A 23,694-nucleotide genomic window follows, 5' to 3' on the forward strand; every position below is an offset into this window, starting at 1 on the left:
TGTGATAAAAGATCGAGGTATGAAAAAATGGCAAGGCATGATGTTACCAGAGCATGTTAGATTACTAGGAGATCGTCGACGAAGTTTAATGAAGACTGGACGTCCAGAGTTAGATGAGCAAGAGTTACAATCGATCCAGGAGATACTAGAAAAACTTATGAAGTATAGTGCAGAAGCTGATTATAAACTGTGGGAAAATGGTGAATTCCAAACATATCGAGGCACTATTACTAAAATCGATGAATACAACAGACAAATTCACTATATTGATTCTTTCAGTAATCGGTGTGAACCACTTAGCATCGATAATATCGTAGATATTTCACCTTTATAATTGAAGGACTTTTCAATATCACCTCGAATAGTATCCAAAAGGGGTGAATAAATTGAAAAAGAAATATGCAGTAGAAATAACTTTTTAAAATGGTCAGAGCTATGAATTTGAAACAAATTCAGATGTGCGTAAATTAGAACCTGAAGAGATTAATGGGGCACGTATTATCACAACAGAAGAAGAAACCGTTATAAATATAATTCACATTAAAGAAATGAAGGTAACTGAACTAAGATGAAAAGAAACCACCAACCATTATATTTGGAAGGTGGTTTTTATGTTATTTAGCTACAGTAAACACAAATGGCTCGATATCAATGTCGTAATTATCGCTATATCCTTCTGCGTAAATCTGTAATTCAGCAGTTGCAGGATCCATTGCAGGGAATGTTACAACACCTGTAGTTGTGATACCTGGTAGTAAATCGCTTTGAACTTCTGGATATCCAGTGTCATATTCATATATTCCTTCAAATTGAGAACCACCAGAAACTATCTTCATATTGTGTGTATAAAATGAAATTTTATCTTTTGTATTATTTGTCACGCTTACATATACACGAGTATGCTTTTTAGCAAATTCAATTTTCTCTAAAGTAACGACAAAACCATGCTGATCAATTGGTTTATTTATTTCAATTGTTGCTAACGTAGGTGCAATCGCAGAAATGTAATCGGTAACTTCTATTGAAGATGCTTTGACCATAGGAGCAAGGATAGTGCCACCTAACATATTTTCACCTTCGAATACGTCTTTAACTACGCCTTTTACTTTTATGTAATCCCCATCGGAAACTACTAATTCTGGATCATCAATACCAACGATTGTATTATATTCATTGTTTTCTGGGTCAGCATAAACTTGAAGATATGTCCCGTCTTTATCCTTTTCTGGCGTAGTAAATACTTGACCGATAAATTCATAATTAAAGTTTTTATAATCCTTTGGTGAAGTATATAATTTTGCGATATCACTCTCTTCAATTGTCTTTCCAGTTACATCACTTGAAGTTTCAACTTTTTTCTCCTTATCAGTACTTTTTTCCTCTTCTGAACCACATGCAACTAGGATTAAAGTCGTAATAATAGTTGCAATAAAAAATAGATTTTTCTTCATATTTTCAAACTCTCCCTTCATTTCCCATTTTATTAGATTTGTAATTGAAAGTACACATAAAAAAACAGATAACTACGATCAGTTATCTGTCTTCACAAATTTAATTTCTATTTTCATATCTAAAGCTACCGGAATCAAAGGTGCGAGCATTTATAGAATTTTGCCTTATGATGACACATCGAGTGTGACACAACGAATCGGAGTCGAAGAAGCTAGTAATGACGTGGCTTGTCCTCCACAATTCGAAGACCTAAGCATTTAATCTTTTAATCTTTTAAGTTCTAAACAAGCAAAAAATATATATAACCTTTCAGAAGAATTATCTTTGCAAGCTGAAAACAAAAAAATATACATGAATGAGTACCAAACAATGCTATTCGATTTCATGAATAGTTTACCAATGCAAGATAATCTAAAAGATGAATTGCATAAAGTTGCTCTAGTTACAGAGATTGATAGTGTAAAAGATTTCATAATAGCGAAAAACATCATTTTCAATCTTATAAGAGATATTGCGGATGGTACATTGACGATTACTAAGACTTTAGAAACGTGTTTGTAGGAGCTTATAACAAAGCGAGTGAGTGTTCGAAGGATAAGGCCTCTTCTACATCATCTGTGGAGGAAGAACCTCGTGTGAGCAAGCCGGTACCATTTTATAATTGGTTAGAAGAGGGAGAGGAACGAACTGTAAATGAGAGTAACCTCAATATAGATAATTGGTTATTATGGTAAAATATTATAACTAATAGTTTTGGAGGATAAATGAATGTTTGGATTTGGTATATATAAAAAAAGAGATGTTGAATTATATAGGGAGTTGTATGAAAGTGATGAAATAATGATCCACAAATTAAGGAAGGATATTATGAATTTAGAAGAATCACGTGATTTAGTTGATTATATTAAAGCTATCAAAGATGATTCTATCGTTGGTATAGTGCAAAATAAAGACCGAGAATTATTTGCACTTACAAAAAGAGAAGATTATAACAATCTAACGATAACAATGAAAAACTCATATAGAAATGAATATCCATATGTGAATGTAACTTTATATAAGAATGTTAAAGTAGATGAACTTGGAGTAATTTGGACAGCGAATCAAGAATTATTTGTTGAAGGGATTTTTGCAAAAAATAAAAGAAAAGGTAACGGCAGAATATTAATTAATGCGGTTATATCATATGCTAAAGCCAATCAATACAATTCGATTGCTGGTAGAATAATAGATGAGGATAAAAATGCTACTCCTGGTTTACCAGACTTTTATGAAGAAATGGGATTTACTTTAAACGAAGAAGGATCCTATTTTAAAATGAAACTATAAATGAGAAAAAGACTACCCTTAATGAGTGGTAAATATCATCTGTTTTCAGCTTTGGTCATTTGCAGAGCATGACTCTAATTAATTACAGATTATATGAATTGAAAGGAATTATGATGTGGAAAAAACAAAGTATACATTTCATCATTTCGTTATCGTAGATGGTCAAAGAAAGGAAATTGATCCAACTAAAGTCGACTTTATTGCTGATCAATGAAAGCTTTTATGGGCGAATCTATCGACAGGAAAAGAACACATGATTGTAAAAAAGTTGACCCAATTCGTCAATACTCACGCATTTTACCCAGCGCTGATTTGCGCTCGTCGGATTTCTTTATTTCGAGTTCTTACTTTTGTGTGATTGGGGGTGTAAAAATGCATGAGTTGTTAAAAGTTGCAGAAGTAGAAAATACTTAAGTGCGATAAAGGCTTCGTATATAAACTTATCAAAAGTGGTCAATTAATTGGATTGAAACTAGGACGTATGAAAGTTTCTACTATTGAATTAGAAGAATTCATGAGACGTAATGCTGGAAAAGATTTGACTGATCCGTGCAATGTTAAAGAATTAAAGGTTACAACGAGTGAGGAGAAATAAGCATGCAGCAATTAAAGGTAGAACTATTCGTCCCTATTCCAACAAATAAGTACTTATTTCTAAAGTGGAACTGGAAGAGTTAAAGAAGCAAATCCTGAATGATGTTTATTAGACTATCAAGGACGCGGAAAAATGTACTGGACAAAACACGAGTGGATAAAAGGAAATATTTTGTATCCATCAAAGTTCAAAAAAATATTAGATGTTCATAATGGGGGATTCGTTTACTATCCACAAGTGAAAGAAGTAAAAACCAATCACTAGAATAAAGAACACTAGATCAGGCGGACATATAGCCAAGTTAGTTGAGCGGAAAAAAGCTAAATGACTATACGTTTTTTCAAGTGCTTTCTATAAGTTACTAATGTATCAATGATTACAAAAGTTAATAATGCTTCAGTTATAAATTTACTTCCATTAAGTAAAAATGTTAATGAGATTAATAAGTCATCAACAAAACGATAAACTAAACCATCACTTAAATTAAACAATGATATTAAGTGGAATGTTGATTCAGTTATTTTGTCAATTACCTTCTGATTTGAAAAACCTAAAAAGTCAATAACATTAAAAAATATATACGTGGTAAGTAATAGTATATATATGTGTATACTAAGTAAATTTTGATGGATTTTGGCTTGTTCTTTTTCAATAGCTTTAGTGGTAGGTTCTGTGTTCAATATCTTATTTAGTCCAAATAAACTCAATATGTATATCTTTTTAAAAAGTGGTAAATGAGCATATGTAAAAAAGAAAAGCGTAAAGACCAAATAACCAACTGTTTTAAAATAATAATCATTCTGAATGTATTGTCGTGTAATTTCAAACTGGTTTAGCGCAATGAAAATAAAAATATAAAGTAATAGTCCTAAAACTATTGGGGTTATAATACGTGTCGAAACAATAGCAATAAGTTGCATTAATAATACTATAACTATAGTTACTAATAACAATAAAACTCTAAGTAAATATTTTAATGAATCAAATATTATTTTTAAAACTTTATTCCATGAGTAGAATGAAGCTATTATGGGCAAACAGATTAATAAACAGATGAAATTCAAATATATAATGAAAAACACCATAATCACACCTTTTTTATTTCAATAGTTATCTAGGAATATATCGGTTGAGAAATTGATGTTTTAAATATACGTCAAAGAAAAAAGTAGGTGAGTAAAATTTATAAGGGTTACTTAAAGGGAAATGGGAAACATGTTGCAACTGCTTTTAAGGATGGCAGCATGTTATCTCGTTTGGATGATACTTAATGGCAAACAAATTAAATGTCCATAATGCAATCACGAAATAGATAGTGAAGTAATTAGGGATATACCGAGTAACAATTAATAAGGAGGCCAGATCCATTTGATCTTGGGTGCTCTTTTTGTATTACGATAATTTTTGTTGTATTGTAATTTAAAGGGGTGGTATTCATGGAAGACTGGGTAACTATAGACGAAGAAGTAATAGATGAAATGCCTTGTGTATGCAGCGAAGGAATGCAATATAAGGTGAGATTGGTAGAAATGGACTTAATAAATAATAAAAGAAGAAACCGAATCTTAGTAAAGATCGAATGTCCTAATCCAGGTTGCTCTTCGAATTTAAAATAGGAATGTTAGTTACAATCATTTCCATTCACATTATGATTAGTGTGGGAGGAGGTGGGAACATGGATACAGAAAAGTGGTTACAAAAATTTATAGATGAATTGCCAATAGGTACTGAACTAGAGGTAAACTCTGTAGACAATGAAATTGATTTTAAAGTGAGAAGAGAAGAGTTATTCGAAATTATTAAACCGTATGGTTTAGATATATTGAATTCAGAAGAAACTTCTCCTGAAATACTCGAAGATATTAAAAAACAAATCATTGAAAAATTACAATCAAAATAATACATAAAGGTCACATCTAACACAGGTGTGGCTTTATATTATGCATTGAAGACTACATATCATATAGTCACAAAACAATCTTTTTAAATGCATTGGTGGACTTCCTTGTGATTTTGAAGGGTTCTCCCCTTTTTTGTCGAATAATGATATATAGAAGGGGGAGAATGTAAAATGGAAAAACGAGAAGTTATGTTTTGTTACCATTGCGGAAACAAGACCTCAATGGATTTGGCGGTAGAGCATCTCCATCGAATGAGCGACACAATTAAAATAGGTCCTGATGATTATTATCCTGTGACATTCGATGATAACTACTGTATTTTCATTTGTCCTGTTTGCTATAATTCCACAATCAAAAAAGTGCATTCGAATAGTGAGGATTATGATTATGATGGATCTCCACTTGTTACCGAAGAAATACTCTATCCAAAAGTAGAATTGAGTATGGACTATTTGCCACAGGGTATACAAAAATCATATGAAGCTGCTTTGAAAGTTAAACACATCGATAATGCTATTTCGGCACTTTCATTGAGAAGGACACTTGAAATGGTTTGCAAAGACAAAGGAGTTACTAAGGGTAATCTGTATACTAAATTAAAAAAACTTTCTGAATTGGGTATTCTGCCAGCTATTTTAGATGAAATGGCAAATGTGCTGAAGGATGTTGGGAACGCTGCAGCTCACGCAGATGATATAGAGTTCAGTGATATCATGGTAGAATCTCTCTTAGAGTTTACGGAGACAATCTTAGAATATATTTATAAACTACCAGTTAAGCTGAAACGAGTTCAAAGTCAATGGTTAGCTGAGACAACTTCTGAAGAGGTTGTAACAGAAAAATAGGCATTTCTCTGAAGATGCTTTCTATGCCATAAAATTTGAGTTGCGTAAAGGTCACATCTAACCAGGTGTGACTTTTATTAAGTCTTAAAAGCCTGTTGCATGATGAGATTGGTGTGAAGTGCAAAGCAAAGGGGCTAATAGCAAGATTCATACAAAGATGCGTAATAAATCTAGGAAGATGCATTTCAAAGGTGCTACAGTTGAATTAATTAAGTTTTTAGAGGGAGTATTAGTAGAGGTGAAGAGTGAAAGTAAAGGCTTGGAATTAATGATGAATATATTAAAGTAAAAGGAGGAGCTTAGGCTCTTCTTTTTTTTATTTGAACAGGATTATAAGTATCATATAGCGAATTACCTAATTGGAGGTGATATCTTTGGAGAAAATTACACTGACAGTTATTGAAGTTGCTGAATTAATCGGCGTATCTACTGGAACAATTTATACAATGACCAGACTAAACGAAATTCCTCATAAAAAGGTACGTGGAAAGATTTTATTTCATAGAGGAACTATTGAAAAGTGGCTTAGCGATGATGCTGATCAAGTAACTGATTAACAATTCAAAGGGAGAAAGCAAATTAAAGATATCAAATTAAATGGTCCGAGAAGTAGCTGAAATGGTTGGGGTGAGCATAAGGAAGTACTACGCGACGTTCACACAGATTAGTGAGTTTGGGCTATTACTATATTAGAAGGGAGTTGTGATGATAAATTGTAAGTGGTATTCATTAAATACTTTCAGGAGGCTATTTAAATGAGTTCTTATACTAAACACTTTATTGACGAAGCAAAAATAGTATTGCAACTAGCGTTGGCTAGAAAAGTAGCATTTAATGAAAATGATGGAAATAAAAAGTCGCTAAAATATATAGAGGCTGAGCAAGTTCTATATAATTATCTTGTCAAAATGGATACATCAGAATTGAAATATCTCGAATATTTTATCCATAATGGTTCAAACGTAGAAAAGACTGCAAATGACTTTGATATCTCACTCATTTCAGAAATCTTTAAAACCCCAATAGAACCATCAATTCCAATCAGATATAGTAGGAACGATATTATAAGAGTAAATCATATAATGAAACAAGAAAACTTACATATTTATTTAAATGCAGCGATAAAAAACTTTTAGCAAGTATTGAGAGGAATTTCTTCTCTTTTGTCGAATCTAGTTGAATAGAAAGAGGTGGATTTTTATGAATGAATATGTAAACAATAGTCTTGAACCCCTACAACAATGGTATTGTGATAATTGTGGTGAAGTTATCGAAAAAGCTGAAGAAGGTTGGCTTGAGTGGTATCGAGATATTGACAAAGGTAATGCATTCAGAAAAGGAAAAGGGTTTAGAATTGTTCATCATAATCAACGTTGTATGTACAATGAAAAAGAGTTATTTAAACAGAATAAATTAACAGCAGACATGCATCTGGACCATTATGTTGGACCTGATGGTTTGGTTTATCTATTATCTAAAATTCAATACGACCAGGTCGAGGATAATGCAGAGATAGTAGAAATAATTAGAAGATTGCATGTACCATATTATGAAGAAGCTTTGAAGTATCATAACATTGCAGAAGAAAAAGGGTATTTTGATGGAGAAAATGAAGTTACTAGATATACTACAAGTACCTCAAAATATATTTTAAATCATTATAAGAAATAATTTTAAACGCACTCTCAAACTCGAGAGTGTTTTTTATTTAAAGGATAAAGAATAAACAAGTCGAAATATAAGTATTGGAGGTCGTGAGAACTGATTAATCTAGAAGTACATGTAGATCATGAGGAACTTCGAGCTTATATTAATGAAAAATTAGATGTCTCTATAAGGCAAACTTTATTCACTTGGGACATAAATGAAATGTCAAAGCGTACTTGTATGGGTAAGACTTTTTTAGAGCAAGAGTTTCTACATGATCCACGAATGCGTTTATTGGAACGACGCAAGGAAAAAGGTAAACGTTTTTGGTTTTATGAAGATAGTTTGAAAGCAATGTGAGAAATAATGGACGAATAGTAATAAAAAAATAAAACGTTGACAGGCGTATAATTAAGGGATTGGAGTAACGGTTAAATGTTACTTTATCTCTTTATGATGAGGAGCGTAGAAATAATGATTGATAAATATTTAGTCTCGAACTGTTTATTTATTATAGACGATTTTAATGAAAGATATAAAAATGTTTCTAATGAAGAGTTAAAAATTATTTCTAATACGGAATATTCTGAAGCGGACATGGTAGTCAGACTAGGTTATCCTTTTCGTCAAATGGCTACCTTTAATATGCAAGGTAAATCAAAAGAAGCTGGTAACGACATAGTTGTAAAATCAAAAGATTTTAAAATAGAGGTAAAGTTGCTTCGTAACTACAAAAGTTCCACAGGGGTTGCTAATAGTTCTGTATGGAGTGAAATAGAAAGAGACTTTTCATGGTTATCAGAAGAAATCGAGCGAGGTTTTAAAGGAAAAAGAGCATTTGTAGTTGGTTGGTTCAATGTAGTAGAAAGGTTTAGTCAAATTGTACAATTAGGTAAAGGTAGAGGTAGTACCCCTGATATAGACCATAGAAGAATGGGATTTTTCCCTTTTCTTTATAACATAAGCGAAAAGACGAAAGATATAAAGTATAAATATATATCGGCTTATGAGGAACTTGAAGTTAACTCTTTATATTTAAATTCTGGTAGTGTAAAATGCATGTTTTTTGGAGCTCCAACAGATGTGTTTCATATAGCGGTATTTTGGTAATTTGTTCATATATACATATTAAGTGAGGGAAAAATATGAAAGCATTAGATAATGTTTGTGTGGAAAAGATATCACGAATTTTAGGAGAACTAATATCGGGTACAGAATTAACAAGGATACTTTCTAAAAATAATTGGAAAGACCATGATACGGAAACAGGTATTAAATCTATTAGTACCAAATGGAAACGCATCAATGCATCAATGCTTTATGAAATTAATAAAGTAAAATCTCCAAAGCCTTTTTTTCAGTTCGTTGAAGAGGTTATGACTCCAGTAAGTTTTGTAAATAGTGAAGAAGGTTGGTATTACAATTTAAAAGAAATAAATTTAATACTTCGATTTTATGGATATGAAATAACTGATGCTGGGAAGATAAAAATAGTAAAGGCAACTGAAACTCTTTCGGAAGCTATCAAACGTTCTAAAAGTTTAATAGAGAAACTAGAAGCTCATAATATACATACAAAGGTAACTGAGTACTGCACTCCTGAGCTTTTGAATGAAAACTATTTTCATGCTATTTTAGAGGCAAGTAAAAGTGTTTTCGAAAGAATAAGAGTTTTAACATTCTCGAATCTAGATGGTAATCAATTAATTAACGAAGCTTTTAAAATAAATAACCCTTCCATAATTATTAATGGAAATAAGTTGGAGAATAATGATGAAAAGAGCCAGTATTTAGGATTAAAATCACTTCTTAATACCATTTGTTACATTTATAGAAATCCAACTGCTCATTCTCCAAAATTATTTAATGAAAAAAATGAAAATGACGCTATCATAGCTTTCATTATGATGTCGATGGCCCATCAACAGCTAGATCATTGTAGTTGTGTAAGATTTATAAATTGAGGTTTTGTTTATTTTTCTATAAAAGTAAATAAGAAGAATTATGTATTTCATATAAGCGTATGAAAAGATTAGTGGGGAGGGTAAACATAATCCAAGTTGATTTTTTCTATACCTAATAGCAATAAAAAAACAGCACCTCTAAAAAAGATGCTGCTTACATTTTTATATAACTACCCATGCCCGGTTATTGAATACCATTTTGAATACCAATCACTTAGTACTCATTAATATTTATTTTATTTTTATGTTCCTTGAACGTTGATTTAACAGGGGATTGATACTAGTTGATATGTTATTTTAATTGAATGAATAGTTGCATAGATTAGACAAATCTTATAATCTTTTTAGTAATATGTCTATAGGGGGTGGCGAAATGAAAGTTGCATGTGTTCAATTAGATATTGCATTTGGTAAGCCAAAAGAAAATTTTCACAACGTAGAGGAAAAGGTGAGACAGGCGGCATCTTTAGGTGCGAAAATTGTCGTATTACCTGAAATGTGGAATACAGGGTACGATTTAACAAGACTCGATGAAATAGCCGATGTGGAAGGACAAGACACAAAAAAGCTTTTTACCGAGTTATCCAAGGAACTAAGTATTTATATTATTGGAGGATCAGTTTCTACTAAAAAAGGAAACAAGTTTTATAATACAATGTATGTAACGAATGATTACGGGGACATAATTGCTGAATATAACAAAGCGCACTTATTCAAATTAATGGATGAACATCTTTATTTGGAAGAAGGTAATGAAAAGAACTTATTTACGGTAGATGGCACGGAAATGAGTGGAATCATTTGTTATGATTTACGTTTTCCTGAATGGACTAGAGTTCATGCATTAAATGGTGCCAAGGTCATGTTTATTCCAGCTCAATGGCCAGATAAACGAATTGATCATTGGAAAATTCTACTACAAGCACGAGCAATTGAAAATCAAATTTTTATTGTCGCAGTCAACCGAGTCGGCAGTGATCCGAACAATTTCTTTAATGGGAATTCGATGGTGATAGCGCCTTGGGGAGAAATTTTATGGACAGGTGGAAATGAAGAAGCAGTTCAAATTGTAAATATTAATTTAACGGAAGTAGAGGAAGTACGAGATAGAATTCCTGTTTTTCTTGATAGAAGAGAAGTATTATATAATTAATCCAACAAACAAGGGGGAATGCTTGATGGAAGAAAATATTCGTGCAATTCAAGATGAATATCCAGATGACTTTGCATGGTGTTATGGTTGTGGAAGATTGAATGAAGAGGGTTATCATTTTCAGACCTATTGGAATGGAGACCGAACGGAAACAGTTTACGAACCGAGAGAAGAACATATTGCTATTCCTGGATTTGTATATGGTGGACTGATAGGTGCACTCGTTGATTGCCATGGGACAGGTTCAGCTTCTCTTGCTCTACATCGCAAAAATGGATATGAGCCAGGTAGTGGAGAGAGTCCACCTCGTTTTGTAACTGGTTCACTACATGTTGATTTCTTAAAACCGACTCCTCAAAAAGTGTCTTTAAAAGCTATAGGAACAGTTGAAGAAATTCATCCGAAGAAATGGAAAGTGACAACAGAAGTTTTTGCAGGAGATACCCTTTGTGCAAAAGGAGAAGTTATAGCTGTAGTGATGCCTGCTACATTTGCTCAACCAAAATAATTTACATGATTTCTAATTTGTAAAACACAGGATCAATTTTCCTGTGTTTTTTTCTTCCTCTAAACATATATATGAATAAGCAGGAAGGTGGGAAGCATGTATTTTAAGAAGACTCTTATTATATTATTAGCAAGTATTTTAGTTGCAGTTGGCATAAACTTCTTTTTAGTTCCTTTTCATCTATTAGATGGTGGGGGTATTGGATTAGGATTAATCATTCATTATTTATTGGATGTAAAAGTGGGACTTGCAATTATATGTATAAGCGCACCAATTTTTCTTGTTGCTTGGACGAATTATCGTTCCTTTTTTTATAATGGGATTCATGGCTTACTGATTTCCTCCTTAATTATTGATTTTTTATATCCTTTACATATTTTGGGTAAACAGATAGTGCCGAATGGGATAATAGGAGCTATATGCGGAGGTATTTTAGTAGGTTTTGGAATAGGCTTAATGCTTCAATTGGATACTACTATATGTGGAACGGATTTGTTAGCGCAAATGATCTCAGATTTGTTGAAAGTGAATCCAGGCTTATGTATTTTTTTTATGGATATTTTTGTAGTAATTGTGGGGAGTATTATTGTTGATACAGTTTCATTATTCAATTCCTGTATTACTGTGTTCTCTGTTGGTATTACGACATCCTTAATGGTGAGAAAGCGTTATTAAGACAATCAGGATAGTTATACATATAAAAGAGAGGAGCAGAGATTCTCTACTACTCTCTTTTTCTATTTCTCTTTTAGAAAATGGTTGATGCAGAACGTATTTATTCAACAACTCCATTTGGTGTTGGTTCAGGAACTCGAGATAATAGTATAATTCCAATTACAAATAAAATAATCAAGCTGAATACACCATAATTAGATTTTCCAGTTAATTGAGTTGTGAAGGCAACAAGCAAAGGACCCATAATGGATGCAAATTTGCCAAAGATATTATAAAATCCAAAAAACTCGTTCGAATTTTTTTTCGGTATTAGTTTAGCGAAATATGATCTGCTTAAAGCTTGGATTCCGCCTTGGGATGTTGCGACTAACATGGCTAAAATCCAAAAATCTATAACTGTTTTTAAGAAGAATGCATAAGAACAAACAATAATGTAAATAAATATTCCGACATATAGCATTTTCTTTTCTGAAAATCTCCCCGCAAGTTTACCGAAAATGATCGCGAAGGGTGCAGCTACTACTTGAGTTACAAAAAGAATGATTAACAGGCTATTTGTATCTATTCCTAAATCTGTCCCATAAGCTGTAGACATATTAATAATTGTCCCAACTCCATCAATATAAAAAAAGTATGCTAATAGAAAAAGAAATAATGCTCGATATTTCCGAATTTCTTTAAATGTTTTCCCTAAACGTCTGAAACTTTGAACAATTTGATTTCCATCTCGTTCGATAAAGTGTAATTGATGAACATTTTTTATCATTGGAATTGAAAACACAACCCACCAAATTGCAGTAATTATAAATGAAATTCGACTTGCGGTAATACTTGAAATAGGGATTACTTCATTACTAGCTAGCAAAATAATAATAATACTAATTAAAAATGGTATAGTGCTACCAATATATCCTAAGCTATAACCTCTTGAAGATACTTCGTGCATTCGTTTATCGGTTGTTACATCTACGATAAAGCCATCATAAAAAACATTTGAACCAGTTGCTCCTAGTGCCGCAATTGTGTAACAGATTAACAAAAGCAACCAATTATCGAATGGTATGATAGCAAGTAATGCGGTAAACAAAATTCCTAGTAATGTGAAAAAATTGAAAAATTTCTTCTTCATTCCACGATAATCTGCAATTGATCCTAAAATTGGTCCAAGCATAGCTAATATAAATGTGAAAATAGCGATTGTATAACCTAAATATGCTGTGGAATTAGCAGCACTGACACCTGCTGCAGTTGCAGATGACTTATAAAATATAGGGAAAACAGCTGTTGTAATTATGATGGTGTATGCAGAAGATCCCCAATCGTACATTGCCCAACTATTTTCTTGTTTCGTAAACTTGCTCATCTCATTTTATTCCCCCTTGTTATCTCATATTGTACATGATTGCATAACATTTCAGTGGAATTTTCTTAAAATTTACTGAGTATTAATAATTATATCGTTGATATGTTGAATACGGATTTTTCCACAAAAAAAACCATCTTTAAATAGATGGTTTTTAAAAGTTAAGCGCAGTTTTTGACACTTCAAATGCTAAATCTTCATTTCCAAATAGCTGAAGTACATGAAGAACAGTTTCAGTGTCCACTTGTAAACTATCTTTTTCCGTTTCTTCTATAATAATTAAAAGTATTTCATTGTCATGTTGGTGGGGATATGCATTCTTATATAATGTAGCTGCATTAATGTCATGATTAGCACACCATTGCGCAAATAAGCGAATCATAATATTTTCATCTTCTTCATATTGTTGAATTATTTTATCCTTCAACTTTTCTCAACTCCCCATGAATCAATTAGTTCCCAAAGATTGTTTAGGATTGAATAAGTCTTTTTTTCAAATGTCGATTCAGTGAAGGCTTCTGAAAGCACAGGGATAATTCTTTCTAAAAGGAATATTCTTGGTTTTTCTTTTGGTAACTCTTCTAGAATGAATTCAATCGCTTGCTGTTCATTTTTCTGTAAATTATTTTTATGCTCTAAGTAAAAGGTTTCTAATTCATCTATTACTTGTTGTTTAGTAATAAGTGTATCTTCCGTTTGAATTTCAAAATAGGATTGTTTAAGTAGGGAATCATTGGTTGTCGCCATTTCGTAAATGATAGATTCAATTCGTCTCAAGACAAATTTAATTAATTGTTCAAAAGAAATATCGTCTAGTTTTATCCATGGGTGCTGTAATTGTTGGATCATTCCTAGTGCAAGGACTGCGCAATCTATTGCCACATCTTTTGTTTGATCGCCGAAGACATCCTCTAATCGTTTCGAAAGCCAATTTATTTCTTCAAAGTAATTCTTTTTAATAAGATCCCGAAGTTCAACATCCTGAGAATGAATAATAGATGCAAAAAGAGGGAATAAATTATATTCACGATAAATATTCATTCGAATAGACATTTGTTCAATTAATATATTTACATTCGAAACATTGTGTTGGGTATGTAATTCTCGTCTTTTAATCAGTGTTTCCTCTTTAGCATTTTCAATTATTGCGATGATACATTCGTTTTTAGAGGAAAAATAATTATAAAAAGTACCTTTAGAAATTTTTGCTTCTTCTATAATATCGTGTACAGAAGTAGATCTAAAACCTTTTTCTATAAATAGGCGTTGAGCTGCTAATAAAACTTTTCTTTTTTTTGTAATCATGTTTTTTCATCACCTTTAGACTCATAGTATAATTCAAATATTAACCGTTATATCAATGTTTATCAATTTTTTTATTGGATAAGGAATTTATGTTTGCTTTTTTTGAACTATGAGTATAAAATAGTCAAAGTGTTATAATACAGGGCTAAAATAAAAGCTTAATATAGTAGGAGGAACAAATTAATGAAAGAAATGCAACACAAACCACCATATGCAATGATTGCAATCCTTTTTGTAGGAGCGTTCATTGCGTTTTTGAATAATACGCTACTAAATGTAGCTTTACCGACAATTATGAAAGAATTTGATGTGAAGCCATCCGTTGTTCAATGGCTGACTACAGGATATATGCTCATAAACGGGATACTAATTCCGGCTAGTGCATTTTTTGTTCAAAAGTTCACGAATAGGAAACTATTCATCACAGCAATGGTCTTTTTTACAGCAGGTACAATATTAGCTGCAATAGCGCCAGCATTTGGAGTTTTAATCGCAGCAAGAATGATTCAAGCAGTAGGATCTGCAATGATGATGCCATTATTAATGAATGTAATGTTAACTGCATTCCCGATTGAACGTCGTGGAGCAGCAATGGGGATGTTCGGACTAGTTATGATTCTAGCGCCAGCCATTGGACCAACATTATCAGGATTTATTTTAGAACATTACCAATGGAGAGCTTTATTTGAAATTATTCTGCCGTTTGCAGTAGTCGTTTTATTGTTAGCTATATTTAAATTACGCAATATTACTCCTAATCGAGATGTAAAGCTTGATATATTTTCACTTATTTTATCTAGTATTGGATTTGGATCACTTTTATACGGGTTTAGTACAGCAGGGGATAAAGGATGGGATGCTCCGATTGTATACGGAACAATCATACTTGGATTCGTTTCGATTATCCTGTTCGTTTGGAGACAATTAAGCGTAGATGAGCCATTATTGAATGTTAGAATATACAAACACCCAATGTTTGCGTTGTCTTCCCTCATCTCAATCGTTGTATCTGCTGCAATGTTTTCTGGGATGATATTAACACCACTTTATGTGCAAACAATTCGAGGTATTTCACCATTCCATTCTGGATTATTGATGCTTCCAGGAGCGATTGCTATGGGGATTATGTCACCTATTACAGGAAAACTCTTCGATAAATATGGAGCAAGAGTTTTAGCGATTACTGGTCTATCAATTACTACAATTGGAACTTATTTGATGAGTCATTTAGGTATGGATTCAAGTTACTACTATATAATGTTCATATATACTATTCGTATGTTTGGTATGTCAATGGTTATGATGCCAATTATGACAAATGGATTAAATCAGTTACCAATGAAAATGAATCCACATGGTACTGCTACGAATAATACATTACAACAAGTATCAGGCGCAATTGGTACTGCTATTTTCCTAACGATTATGAACTCGAAAATGGAATCGACTGCAAAAACACTTGCAGCCGATGCAGCAGCAGCTGGCAAAATGCCTACTAGCGCAGAAGGACTTGCACAATTTAAAATAGATATTGGCATGAAGGCTATGTTAGAAGGAATTGAACACACATTCCTCATCGCTACTTTTGTAACAATAGTTGCCTTAGTATTATCTTTATTTGTGAAAAGAGTAAAAGTGGTAAAAGAAAGCTAAACCATCACCGGTATAGTTCAGACTGTAGACAAACTCGGTAAAAATCCGGTTTGTCTACAGTCTTTTTTTTTATAGAAAGTATGGCATGAACAGGTTGATTTCCGCTGTAGGCGGACAATAAGAGTAGGTGGTACTAGAGAAAAATAGATAGCATCCATGTATAAAGAAGCGCTGAGCGGACGAAATTGTATCTTCGTCCGCTTTTAAAAGAATAGGAAAGTATCTAATCTCTACTTAAACAAACCTTACGCACCTAGTCTCTACATATTCCAAGAGGGCGACGGACAAACATCCGCCACAAGATTACTGAAAAAAGTGGATCGTGAAGTGACGCAGTCACTTCACGATCCACAAAAGAAACACCGGTAATAGTGTAGCGATGATTCATCCAAAGCACTCTGGGAATAGAGAGGGCAAGAGCACTTAAAGGACGCTAGCGTTTTTCTTAATTACTGTCAATTTCCTCCGTAAGTGAGACTAGCTCATCTATTAAAGTGCCGATATATGCAATTGTATCTCGCAATGGTTTTTCAGTAGTAATATCCACTCCAGCCATTTTTGCAAGCTCTATAGGAGATTTTGTGCCACCAGCTTTTAATACTTCGGTCCATTCATCTACCGCAACTTGTCCCTCATCTAAAACTCGCTTTGAAACTTGCGTAGAAATTGTCAAACCAGCACTATACGTGTAAGGATACAAGCCCATATAGTAGTGAGGTTGTCTCATCCAAGTTAACTCTGCACCTTCAGTAATTTCTACAGCATCTCCCCAAAACTCCTCTAATACACTTCGTTTAAATTCATTTAATATAGGGGCATTTACTGGAAGTCCTTCATCAATTCGTTGGTAAACTTTCCGTTGATATGCAGCTTCCAGTAAATGTGTAACAAAGTTATGGTAGTAGGTTCTAGCAACGATAGAAGAAATAACCCATCGTTTAAATTTAAGGTCATTTGAGTTTTCTAATAAATGATTAGCAACAAGCATTTCATTCATAGTAGAAGGCGCTTCGATAAAATATAAGGAAGGGCGAGCATTAAATATATTTTGTTCTTTATTTGCGTGATAGAAATGACCGGCATGTCCTAGTTCATGCGCAAGGACGAAAACCTCATTCATTCTACTTGACCAAGATATTAAAATATAAGGGTGATTTCCATAAGGGCTAGAACAAAACGCACCAGTAGATTTACCTGTATTTTGTGCGAAATCGATCCAACGTTCTTTATATGAGCGTTCCACCATCTCTAAATATTCTTCCCCCATAACACCAAGAGCATCTTCTATATATTTTTTTGATTCTTCAATGGTGATTTTTGGTTCGTACGATGGGTCCAATGAAATCTTCAAATCAGCGAAGGTCATTTTTTCTAAACCATGCACTTTTTGAAGAAGCTTTGCATATTTACGCATATGCGGTGCGAGCTCTTTCATGATTAGATCGATTTGGCGATCATATAACGTGCGATCGACTTCTTGATTTAACAATAAGTAATCAAAAATAGAATTGTATCCTCTTAAATCCGAAGTCGTTTTTTCTATTTGTAAATGCATATCGTATGACTTTGCAGTTGTATGTTGGTATTCTTCTAGTTTGCTAGAAAAAGCGTGGAAAGCTGAACGTCTCACTTCTGTGTCAGGCTCGGATTCCCAATCATTTTCAAAAAGCACATAGCTTAATGGGTACGAGGATCCGTTAATTTCGAAATCATCAAAGGATATGTCTAACATTTTAGTCGTATCATACAACTTATAAGGTCCATTGAATGTTGAAGAGAAAGCTGCAAGTGTTTTTTCGACTTCTGGATGGAGTTGATACTGTTTTTTAACTAAAAGCTTTTGTAGATAGTTTTGAAATGCAGCGCTTTCGTCAATTGCTTTTTGAAGAACCTCATTTGGTAGTTCTACTAATTCACTATTAACAAAAGATAACTTACTATTTACTTTTGCAGAAAGTGTTGCAAATTTACTACTACGTAGTTGTGCTTCTGTGCTCGTTTGGTCTGTACTTAGAGATAGACTAGCAAATGTTCCACTTGGAACTAGTTTTTCAAAAATTGAAGCATATTTATCTAAAGCTTCAAGAATGATCGCAGGACTATCAATTTTTCCTTTGAACTTTCCTTCAAATAAATTTACTTCTTCTTCTATTTCTTTTAAAGATGTATTAAAATCTTCTTCCGATTCAAACAAATTTTTCAAATTCCATGTTTCCTCTATTGGCACTTCGGTTCTACTTGGTAAACTTTTAACCATTTATATCTCTCCTTTTATTACGGATATCGAACTATCATCTAGTATATATAAAAGTGACAGAAAAGTAAAAACAGTCATTTAATAATTTATTTTTAAATTTTGTCTATTTAATTAGTGAGAATAATAGAATGAACCATTTTGCTTAAAATATATAATAATATTTTGATATCGAAAATCGTATATATAGTATCTCGAAACTTAAAAAAACAGAGTGATACCAAGGATTTTAGTGTTGAATCAAAATACTATATTAATTTATTGTCGGAAATTTTAAAATTAAGAGAAAAATTAGTATAGACTGAATTAAAACTTTGTTCTACAATGAGATTGTTCTAAATAATAAATTGATAGTTTCTTAGGCAAACTAGTTTAGAAAAAGAAAATTAGTGTAGCTTATATTTTTTGAAACTATCAAACAATGACAATGGGGGTAAATTAATGAAGACAAAGAAATTTGCATCACTTTTTCTTGCAACATCTCTTTTAGCAGGAATTCTTGCAGGATGTTCAAGTGGAGATGAAGGAAGTTCAAAAGGCGGGGACACGATTAAAATAGGGGCCAATCTTGAGCTTTCAGGAGCTGTAGCATCATACGGTTCATCTGAAGCAGAGGCTATCGATTTAGCTGTAGAAGAAATCAACGCAGCTGGTGGTATTAATGGTAAAAAGATCGAATTAATCAAGGTTGATAATAAATCAGACGCAGCGGAAGCAACAAGTGCTGCTATTAAACTAACTAGTCAAGATAAAGTTACTGCTATTATTGGTGCAGCAACTAGTGGGAACTCTGTAGCACAAGTACAAATTGCTACTGATAACAAAACACCAATGATTTCACCTTCTGGTACTAGTACAACAGTAACGGTAGGAGAAGACGGTAAAGTGAATCCTTTTACATTCCGTACTGCATTTATTGATCCTTTCCAAGGAACTGTTGCTGCTAACTTTGCTGCTAATACATTGAAAGTAAAAAATGTTGCAGTATTTGCGGATAATGCAAGCGATTACGCGAAAGGCCTTGCTTCTTCTTTCATTAAAGACTTTGAAGCAGCAGGAGGCAAAATTGTTGCAAAAGAATCATATGTAGCAAAAGATACTGATTTCCGTTCAACACTGACACGTATAAAAGCTGCAAATCCAGACTTCATCTTTATCCCTGGATATTATGAAGAGGTTGGTTTGATCGTTAAACAAGCTCGTGAATTAGGAATTACTGTTCCGTTAATGGGTGCTGATGGTTGGGATTCGCCAACAATCGTTGACTTAGCTGGAGCAGCTGCACTAAATAACACGTACATTATTACTGCATATTCTTCAGAAGATCCAGATGGATTAGCGAAATCTTTCGCTGAAAAGTTTAAAGCGAAATATGGAAAAGATCCAAACTCATTTAGTGCACTAGGATATGACACAGTTTACTTATTAAAAGATGCAATTGAACGTGCTGATTCTTTAGATGGAACAAAAATTAGAGATGCTATTGAAGCTACAGATAACCTTGAATTAGTTACAGGATTATATTCTGTTGATGAAAATCATCATCCTATTAAATCAGCTACTATTATTGAGTTTGTTGATGGGAACCAAGTATTTAAAACAAAAGTTAATCCATAAGATTAGCAAGCGATATATCGAGGGGGGGATAATGCCCCTCCTTTTCTATTTCTAACCGTAAAGAAATTTTGAACTAAAAGGAGTGAAACTTGATGGAATGGATTCAGCAATTAATTAACGGTATTTCACTCGGAAGTATATATGCATTAATCGCGCTTGGATACACAATGGTTTATGGAATTATAAAATTAATTAACTTTGCACACGGTGATGTGTTTATGGTTGGATCTTTCATTGGATTTTATTCAATAACTGTATTTGGACTAGGTTTTTTTCCAGCACTAATTTTATCGATGGCTGCATGTGCTTTATTCGGTGTTATCATTGAGCGAATAGCATATAAGCGTCTTAGAAATGCAACTCGGATTGCCGCGCTTATTACTGCAATTGGTGTATCCTTGTTCATTGAGTATGGTGTTATTTATATTAGAGGGGCCCAACCAGAAGCATATCCTGATGTGTTTTCAAATCGCTCATTTGAATTTTTAGGTGCTCATATTAGTATACAATCTATTCTGATACTCTCGGTTTCAGTAGTTTTAATGATTTTATTGCAATTTATCGTTCATAAAACGAAAACAGGTAAGGCAATGCGTGCAGTTTCTCATGATACAGAAGCGGCGAAATTAATGGGTATTAATGTTGATAATACTATTTCTGCTACTTTCGCAATTGGTTCTGCTTTAGCAGGGGCGGCTGGTGTTATTTTTGGTGTTTATTATACAAAGATTGATCCGCTAATGGGAGTTATTCCAGGAGTGAAAGCTTTTGTTGCTGCTGTTCTTGGCGGTATTGGAATAATCCCTGGAGCAATGGTGGGTGGATTGGTACTCGGAGTTGTTGAAACGTTTGTTAGTGCGCTAGGTTTCTCGTTATGGAGAGATGCTGCGGCATTCGTTATTTTAATATTAATTCTGATTTTCAGACCATCTGGAATCTTTGGCAAAAATACACGAGAGAAAGTGTAGGTGATACATAATGATGAAAAAGTCAAAACAGTTTTGGCCATTTGTTATTGCGGCAGTATTAGTGTACGTAGTTGTTCAAGTTCTTATTTCAAATGGAATGATGAATCAATTTTATTCTAATACACTCATTTTAATTGCCATTAACATAATTTTAGCAGTCAGCCTACATTTGGTAATTGGTATCACAGGTCAATTTTCAATAGGGCATGCAGGATTTTTAGCTGTAGGAGCTTATTTATCTGCTATAGTCACGATGAAATTACATCTTCCTTTTATAGTAGCAATTCTAGTTGGTGGTATAGTTGCTGCATTAGCTGGATTAATTGTTGGTATTCCAAGTTTAAGATTAAAAGGGGATTATTTAGCAATAGCTACACTTGGTTTTGCAGAAATAATTCGTATAGTATTTTTGAACATTGATTATGTAGGTGGAGCTGCTGGAATGCAAGTAACCCATTTAACTACATGGACTTATGCGTTTTTTTGTTTAGTAGTTACGATTATTGTAATAGTAAACTTTACAAATTCTCGTCATGGTATCGCAGCTATTTCAGTAAGAGAAAACGAAATTGCTTCAGATGCGATGGGTATAAACACAACGTATTATAAGGTAGTAGCTTTTGCACTAGGATCGTTCTTTGCAGGTGTAGCGGGGGCTTTATATGCACATAACTTTTATATCATTCAACCAAGTCAATTCGGCTTTTTAAAGTCATTTGATATTTTAATTTTCGTAGTACTAGGTGGGCTAGGGAGTCTTTCAGGAGCAGTTCTTTCTGCAATTTTGCTGACAGTTGTTTCTACTTATCTTCAAGGATATCCGGAGACTCGAATGATTATATATAGTCTTGTGTTAATCTTAGTCATGTTATATCGACCAAAAGGATTAATGGGTACTATGGAGATTACAGATTACTTCAAATTATGGAGAACGCCAAAAGGAGGCGGTCAACATGGCAAATAAACCTTTATTAGAAGTGAAAAATGCAGGAATTCAATTTGGTGGATTAAAAGCTGTTCAAAATTTAAATATGGTATTAAATCAAGGTGAATTAGTTGGTTTAATCGGACCAAATGGTGCAGGGAAGACTACAAGTTTTAATTTACTAACAGGCGTATATGAGCCGACAGAAGGGGACATCTTATTCGCTGGAGAACGTATAAACGGTTTAGCACCATATAAAGTCACTAGAAAAGGGATAAGTCGTACGTTTCAAAATATTCGACTATTTAATGATTTATCTGTGTTAGACAATGTAAAAGTTGCCTATCATTCACTTGCGAAACACTCTATTTTAAGTTCCGTTTTACGGTTACCCTCACATTTTAAAGGTGAACAAGAGATGGAAGAAAAATCAATTGAGTTTCTAAAAATATTTAGCCTAGACAAATACAAAGATGAGCTTGCAAAAAATCTTCCTTATGGTCAGCAACGTAGATTAGAAATCGCTCGTGCTTTAGCTGCTGGACCTCAACTTCTTTTGCTGGATGAGCCAGCTGCTGGTATGAATCCACAGGAAACGAAAGATTTAATGGATTTAATAGCGTTTATACGAAATAAATTCGATCTAACCATTTTACTTATCGAACATGATATGAATTTAGTTATGGGTGTTTGTGAAAGAATTTATGTATTAGATCATGGTCAACTTCTTGCTGAAGGATCACCAGAAGTGATCCGTAACCATCCTAAGGTTATTGAAGCGTATTTAGGGGAGGAAGTTCACGATGACGATGCTAAAAATTGAAAATATAGATGTATTTTATGGTAATATCCAAGCACTAAGAGATGTTTCTATTGAAGTTAATGAAGGAGAAATTGTGACTCTTATCGGTGCCAATGGAGCTGGAAAAAGTACATTACTAAAAACAATTTCTGGACTTCTAAAGCCTAAAAAAGGAAAAATAGAATTTTTGAGTAATTCAATTGCCGGTAAACAAGCACAAATAATTGTAAAATCAGGTATCTCTCACGTTCCGGAAGGTCGTCGTGTATTTGCGAATTTAACGGTTGAAGAAAATTTAGAGTTAGGTGCCTTTTTGCGGAAAGACAAAGCGGGAATTAATTCCGATATGCAAAAAGTTTACGAGATTTTCCCTAGATTATTAGAGCGAAAAAAACAACATTCTGGTACGCTTTCAGGTGGAGAACAACAAATGCTCGCTATGGGCCGAGCAATTATGGCAAAACCAAAACTTGTATTATTAGATGAACCCTCTATGGGTCTTGCGCCATTAATGGTTAAAACGATTTTCGAAGTGATAAAAGATATAAATCAAGATGGTACTACTGTTTTACTAGTAGAGCAGAATGCCAATATGGCATTGTCTGTTGCAAGTCGGGGCTATGTAATTGAAACAGGGCGAGTAGTACTTTCTGGTTCAGCAAATGATCTACAAACAAGTGAAGAAGTACGCCAAGCATATTTAGGTGGACATTAAAAAGGAAAGCTTTCATTAGGTTA

The 23,694-nt window shown here is 33.3% G+C and carries 29 protein-coding genes; 23 read left to right on the top strand and 6 right to left on the bottom strand.

The window, feature by feature from the left end:
• The first annotated feature begins 1 nt into the window (after position 1).
• A complete protein-coding gene (locus PB01_RS08150) occupies positions 2 to 334 on the top strand; it encodes a YolD-like family protein (protein WP_151699749.1) in 333 nt (110 codons plus the stop codon).
• Positions 335 to 614: 280 nt separating this feature from the next.
• Here PB01_RS08150 and PB01_RS08155 read toward each other — a convergent pair whose 3' ends face one another.
• Positions 615 to 1,451 (bottom strand): DUF4352 domain-containing protein, encoded by an 837-nt coding sequence (locus tag PB01_RS08155; protein WP_151699750.1) that lies wholly within the window; start codon positions 1,449 to 1,451, stop codon positions 615 to 617.
• A gap of 325 nt (positions 1,452 to 1,776) precedes the next feature.
• On the opposite strand from PB01_RS08155, the gene PB01_RS08160 reads away from it, so the two are divergent.
• The 4 genes from PB01_RS08160 to PB01_RS21295 all read left to right on the top strand — a co-directional run bounded on the left by PB01_RS08160 (position 1,777) and on the right by PB01_RS21295 (position 3,640).
• Positions 1,777 to 2,013, top strand: a complete 237-nt coding sequence (locus tag PB01_RS08160) for a hypothetical protein (RefSeq protein ID WP_225986211.1) — start codon at positions 1,777 to 1,779, stop codon at positions 2,011 to 2,013.
• Positions 2,014 to 2,220: 207 nt separating this feature from the next.
• On the top strand, positions 2,221 to 2,781 hold the full coding sequence (locus PB01_RS08165) for a hypothetical protein (RefSeq protein WP_151699752.1): 561 nt from the start codon (positions 2,221 to 2,223) through the stop codon (positions 2,779 to 2,781).
• A gap of 406 nt (positions 2,782 to 3,187) precedes the next feature.
• Positions 3,188 to 3,376: a helix-turn-helix domain-containing protein gene (locus PB01_RS08175; RefSeq protein WP_151699754.1), complete on the top strand. Its 189-nt coding sequence runs from the start codon at positions 3,188 to 3,190 to the stop codon at positions 3,374 to 3,376.
• 132 nt (positions 3,377 to 3,508) lie between these two features.
• Positions 3,509 to 3,640 (top strand): DUF771 domain-containing protein, encoded by a 132-nt coding sequence (locus PB01_RS21295; protein ID WP_225986212.1) that lies wholly within the window; start codon positions 3,509 to 3,511, stop codon positions 3,638 to 3,640.
• Positions 3,641 to 3,696: 56 nt separating this feature from the next.
• Here the strand turns inward: PB01_RS21295 and PB01_RS08185 are convergent, their stop codons facing one another.
• On the bottom strand, positions 3,697 to 4,461 hold the full coding sequence (locus PB01_RS08185) for a hypothetical protein (protein WP_225986213.1): 765 nt from the start codon (positions 4,459 to 4,461) through the stop codon (positions 3,697 to 3,699).
• A 351-nt stretch (positions 4,462 to 4,812) separates the two neighbouring features.
• On the opposite strand from PB01_RS08185, the gene PB01_RS08190 reads away from it, so the two are divergent.
• The 12 genes from PB01_RS08190 to PB01_RS08240 all read left to right on the top strand — a co-directional run bounded on the left by PB01_RS08190 (position 4,813) and on the right by PB01_RS08240 (position 12,069).
• Positions 4,813 to 4,992, top strand: coding sequence for a hypothetical protein (locus tag PB01_RS08190; protein WP_151699756.1), 180 nt, complete (start codon positions 4,813 to 4,815; stop codon positions 4,990 to 4,992).
• Between the two features lie 59 nt (positions 4,993 to 5,051).
• Positions 5,052 to 5,276 carry a hypothetical protein gene (locus PB01_RS08195; RefSeq protein WP_151699757.1) on the top strand — a complete coding sequence of 75 codons (225 nt, stop codon included), beginning with the start codon at positions 5,052 to 5,054 and terminating at the stop codon, positions 5,274 to 5,276.
• Positions 5,277 to 5,447: 171 nt separating this feature from the next.
• Positions 5,448 to 6,122 (top strand): DUF4145 domain-containing protein, encoded by a 675-nt coding sequence (locus tag PB01_RS08200; RefSeq protein WP_151699758.1) that lies wholly within the window; start codon positions 5,448 to 5,450, stop codon positions 6,120 to 6,122.
• 374 nt (positions 6,123 to 6,496) lie between these two features.
• Positions 6,497 to 6,679: a helix-turn-helix domain-containing protein gene (locus tag PB01_RS08205; protein WP_151699759.1), complete on the top strand. Its 183-nt coding sequence runs from the start codon at positions 6,497 to 6,499 to the stop codon at positions 6,677 to 6,679.
• A 198-nt stretch (positions 6,680 to 6,877) separates the two neighbouring features.
• Positions 6,878 to 7,258, top strand: coding sequence for a hypothetical protein (locus PB01_RS08210; protein WP_151699760.1), 381 nt, complete (start codon positions 6,878 to 6,880; stop codon positions 7,256 to 7,258).
• Between the two features lie 64 nt (positions 7,259 to 7,322).
• Positions 7,323 to 7,793 carry a hypothetical protein gene (locus tag PB01_RS08215; RefSeq protein ID WP_151699761.1) on the top strand — a complete coding sequence of 157 codons (471 nt, stop codon included), beginning with the start codon at positions 7,323 to 7,325 and terminating at the stop codon, positions 7,791 to 7,793.
• A gap of 198 nt (positions 7,794 to 7,991) precedes the next feature.
• The gene (locus tag PB01_RS21300; RefSeq protein WP_225986214.1) at positions 7,992 to 8,129 is read left to right on the top strand and encodes a hypothetical protein; all 138 of its coding nucleotides are present in this window, start codon (positions 7,992 to 7,994) and stop codon (positions 8,127 to 8,129) included.
• Positions 8,130 to 8,243: 114 nt separating this feature from the next.
• Entirely contained in the window at positions 8,244 to 8,879 is a 636-nt protein-coding gene (locus PB01_RS08220) for a hypothetical protein (protein ID WP_151699762.1), read from the top strand.
• Positions 8,880 to 8,914: 35 nt separating this feature from the next.
• Entirely contained in the window at positions 8,915 to 9,733 is an 819-nt protein-coding gene (locus PB01_RS08225) for a TIGR02391 family protein (protein WP_151699763.1), read from the top strand.
• A gap of 373 nt (positions 9,734 to 10,106) precedes the next feature.
• Positions 10,107 to 10,886 (top strand): carbon-nitrogen family hydrolase, encoded by a 780-nt coding sequence (locus tag PB01_RS08230; RefSeq protein ID WP_151699764.1) that lies wholly within the window; start codon positions 10,107 to 10,109, stop codon positions 10,884 to 10,886.
• 25 nt (positions 10,887 to 10,911) lie between these two features.
• Entirely contained in the window at positions 10,912 to 11,394 is a 483-nt protein-coding gene (locus PB01_RS08235; protein WP_151699765.1) for a PaaI family thioesterase, read from the top strand.
• A 96-nt stretch (positions 11,395 to 11,490) separates the two neighbouring features.
• Positions 11,491 to 12,069 carry a YitT family protein gene (locus PB01_RS08240; protein WP_151699766.1) on the top strand — a complete coding sequence of 193 codons (579 nt, stop codon included), beginning with the start codon at positions 11,491 to 11,493 and terminating at the stop codon, positions 12,067 to 12,069.
• A 100-nt stretch (positions 12,070 to 12,169) separates the two neighbouring features.
• Here PB01_RS08240 and PB01_RS08245 read toward each other — a convergent pair whose 3' ends face one another.
• The 3 genes from PB01_RS08245 to PB01_RS08255 all read right to left on the bottom strand — a co-directional run bounded on the left by PB01_RS08245 (position 12,170) and on the right by PB01_RS08255 (position 14,737).
• Positions 12,170 to 13,432 (bottom strand): MFS transporter, encoded by a 1,263-nt coding sequence (locus PB01_RS08245; protein ID WP_151699767.1) that lies wholly within the window; start codon positions 13,430 to 13,432, stop codon positions 12,170 to 12,172.
• A 154-nt stretch (positions 13,433 to 13,586) separates the two neighbouring features.
• Positions 13,587 to 13,859 (bottom strand): hypothetical protein, encoded by a 273-nt coding sequence (locus PB01_RS08250; protein ID WP_151699768.1) that lies wholly within the window; start codon positions 13,857 to 13,859, stop codon positions 13,587 to 13,589.
• Entirely contained in the window at positions 13,856 to 14,737 is an 882-nt protein-coding gene (locus tag PB01_RS08255; protein ID WP_151699769.1) for a TetR/AcrR family transcriptional regulator, read from the bottom strand. Before PB01_RS08255 ends, PB01_RS08250 begins: the two co-directional genes overlap by 4 nt.
• A gap of 183 nt (positions 14,738 to 14,920) precedes the next feature.
• Here PB01_RS08255 and PB01_RS08260 point away from each other — a divergent pair, with 183 nt between their 5' ends.
• Positions 14,921 to 16,390: a DHA2 family efflux MFS transporter permease subunit gene (locus PB01_RS08260; RefSeq protein ID WP_151699770.1), complete on the top strand. Its 1,470-nt coding sequence runs from the start codon at positions 14,921 to 14,923 to the stop codon at positions 16,388 to 16,390.
• Positions 16,391 to 16,835: 445 nt separating this feature from the next.
• Here PB01_RS08260 and pepF read toward each other — a convergent pair whose 3' ends face one another.
• The gene (gene pepF, locus PB01_RS08265; RefSeq protein WP_151699771.1) at positions 16,836 to 18,647 is read right to left on the bottom strand and encodes an oligoendopeptidase F; all 1,812 of its coding nucleotides are present in this window, start codon (positions 18,645 to 18,647) and stop codon (positions 16,836 to 16,838) included.
• 438 nt (positions 18,648 to 19,085) lie between these two features.
• Here pepF and PB01_RS08270 point away from each other — a divergent pair, with 438 nt between their 5' ends.
• From PB01_RS08270 to PB01_RS08290, 5 genes are all read left to right on the top strand, one after another.
• Positions 19,086 to 20,261, top strand: a complete 1,176-nt coding sequence (locus PB01_RS08270) for an ABC transporter substrate-binding protein (protein WP_151699772.1) — start codon at positions 19,086 to 19,088, stop codon at positions 20,259 to 20,261.
• A 92-nt stretch (positions 20,262 to 20,353) separates the two neighbouring features.
• The gene (locus PB01_RS08275; RefSeq protein WP_151699773.1) at positions 20,354 to 21,229 is read left to right on the top strand and encodes a branched-chain amino acid ABC transporter permease; all 876 of its coding nucleotides are present in this window, start codon (positions 20,354 to 20,356) and stop codon (positions 21,227 to 21,229) included.
• Positions 21,230 to 21,242: 13 nt separating this feature from the next.
• Complete coding sequence (locus PB01_RS08280; protein WP_151702008.1) at positions 21,243 to 22,193, top strand: branched-chain amino acid ABC transporter permease; 951 nt, start codon at positions 21,243 to 21,245, stop codon at positions 22,191 to 22,193.
• Positions 22,183 to 22,977 carry an ABC transporter ATP-binding protein gene (locus PB01_RS08285; protein WP_151699774.1) on the top strand — a complete coding sequence of 265 codons (795 nt, stop codon included), beginning with the start codon at positions 22,183 to 22,185 and terminating at the stop codon, positions 22,975 to 22,977. The genes PB01_RS08280 and PB01_RS08285 overlap by 11 nt, the downstream gene beginning before the upstream one ends.
• Complete coding sequence (locus PB01_RS08290) at positions 22,964 to 23,671, top strand: ABC transporter ATP-binding protein (RefSeq protein ID WP_151702007.1); 708 nt, start codon at positions 22,964 to 22,966, stop codon at positions 23,669 to 23,671. Before PB01_RS08285 ends, PB01_RS08290 begins: the two co-directional genes overlap by 14 nt.
• Positions 23,672 to 23,694 lie beyond the last annotated feature (23 nt).

The sequence above is a fragment of the Psychrobacillus glaciei genome (assembly GCF_008973485.1).
Lineage (GTDB): Bacteria > Bacillota > Bacilli > Bacillales_A > Planococcaceae > Psychrobacillus > Psychrobacillus glaciei.

What these genes read in the sequence shown, in the direction of transcription:
- PB01_RS08155 (WP_151699750.1), bottom strand. Translation starts at nt 1,451, where the DNA reads ATGAAGAAAAATCTATTTTTTATTGCAACTATTATTACGACTTTAATC.
- PB01_RS08165 (WP_151699752.1), top strand. Translation starts at nt 2,221, where the DNA reads ATGTTTGGATTTGGTATATATAAAAAAAGAGATGTTGAATTATATAGG.
- PB01_RS21295 (WP_225986212.1), top strand. Translation starts at nt 3,509, where the DNA reads ATGTACTGGACAAAACACGAGTGGATAAAAGGAAATATTTTGTATCCA.
- PB01_RS08185 (WP_225986213.1), bottom strand. Translation starts at nt 4,461, where the DNA reads ATGGTGTTTTTCATTATATATTTGAATTTCATCTGTTTATTAATCTGT.
- PB01_RS08190 (WP_151699756.1), top strand. Translation starts at nt 4,813, where the DNA reads ATGGAAGACTGGGTAACTATAGACGAAGAAGTAATAGATGAAATGCCT.
- PB01_RS08195 (WP_151699757.1), top strand. Translation starts at nt 5,052, where the DNA reads ATGGATACAGAAAAGTGGTTACAAAAATTTATAGATGAATTGCCAATA.
- PB01_RS08200 (WP_151699758.1), top strand. Translation starts at nt 5,448, where the DNA reads ATGGAAAAACGAGAAGTTATGTTTTGTTACCATTGCGGAAACAAGACC.
- PB01_RS08210 (WP_151699760.1), top strand. Translation starts at nt 6,878, where the DNA reads ATGAGTTCTTATACTAAACACTTTATTGACGAAGCAAAAATAGTATTG.
- PB01_RS08215 (WP_151699761.1), top strand. Translation starts at nt 7,323, where the DNA reads ATGAATGAATATGTAAACAATAGTCTTGAACCCCTACAACAATGGTAT.
- PB01_RS21300 (WP_225986214.1), top strand. Translation starts at nt 7,992, where the DNA reads ATGTCAAAGCGTACTTGTATGGGTAAGACTTTTTTAGAGCAAGAGTTT.
- PB01_RS08220 (WP_151699762.1), top strand. Translation starts at nt 8,244, where the DNA reads ATGATTGATAAATATTTAGTCTCGAACTGTTTATTTATTATAGACGAT.
- PB01_RS08225 (WP_151699763.1), top strand. Translation starts at nt 8,915, where the DNA reads ATGAAAGCATTAGATAATGTTTGTGTGGAAAAGATATCACGAATTTTA.
- PB01_RS08230 (WP_151699764.1), top strand. Translation starts at nt 10,107, where the DNA reads ATGAAAGTTGCATGTGTTCAATTAGATATTGCATTTGGTAAGCCAAAA.
- PB01_RS08235 (WP_151699765.1), top strand. Translation starts at nt 10,912, where the DNA reads ATGGAAGAAAATATTCGTGCAATTCAAGATGAATATCCAGATGACTTT.
- PB01_RS08240 (WP_151699766.1), top strand. Translation starts at nt 11,491, where the DNA reads ATGTATTTTAAGAAGACTCTTATTATATTATTAGCAAGTATTTTAGTT.
- PB01_RS08245 (WP_151699767.1), bottom strand. Translation starts at nt 13,432, where the DNA reads ATGAGCAAGTTTACGAAACAAGAAAATAGTTGGGCAATGTACGATTGG.
- PB01_RS08255 (WP_151699769.1), bottom strand. Translation starts at nt 14,737, where the DNA reads ATGATTACAAAAAAAAGAAAAGTTTTATTAGCAGCTCAACGCCTATTT.
- PB01_RS08260 (WP_151699770.1), top strand. Translation starts at nt 14,921, where the DNA reads ATGAAAGAAATGCAACACAAACCACCATATGCAATGATTGCAATCCTT.
- pepF (WP_151699771.1), bottom strand. Translation starts at nt 18,647, where the DNA reads ATGGTTAAAAGTTTACCAAGTAGAACCGAAGTGCCAATAGAGGAAACA.
- PB01_RS08270 (WP_151699772.1), top strand. Translation starts at nt 19,086, where the DNA reads ATGAAGACAAAGAAATTTGCATCACTTTTTCTTGCAACATCTCTTTTA.
- PB01_RS08275 (WP_151699773.1), top strand. Translation starts at nt 20,354, where the DNA reads ATGGAATGGATTCAGCAATTAATTAACGGTATTTCACTCGGAAGTATA.
- PB01_RS08280 (WP_151702008.1), top strand. Translation starts at nt 21,243, where the DNA reads ATGAAAAAGTCAAAACAGTTTTGGCCATTTGTTATTGCGGCAGTATTA.
- PB01_RS08285 (WP_151699774.1), top strand. Translation starts at nt 22,183, where the DNA reads ATGGCAAATAAACCTTTATTAGAAGTGAAAAATGCAGGAATTCAATTT.
- PB01_RS08290 (WP_151702007.1), top strand. Translation starts at nt 22,964, where the DNA reads ATGCTAAAAATTGAAAATATAGATGTATTTTATGGTAATATCCAAGCA.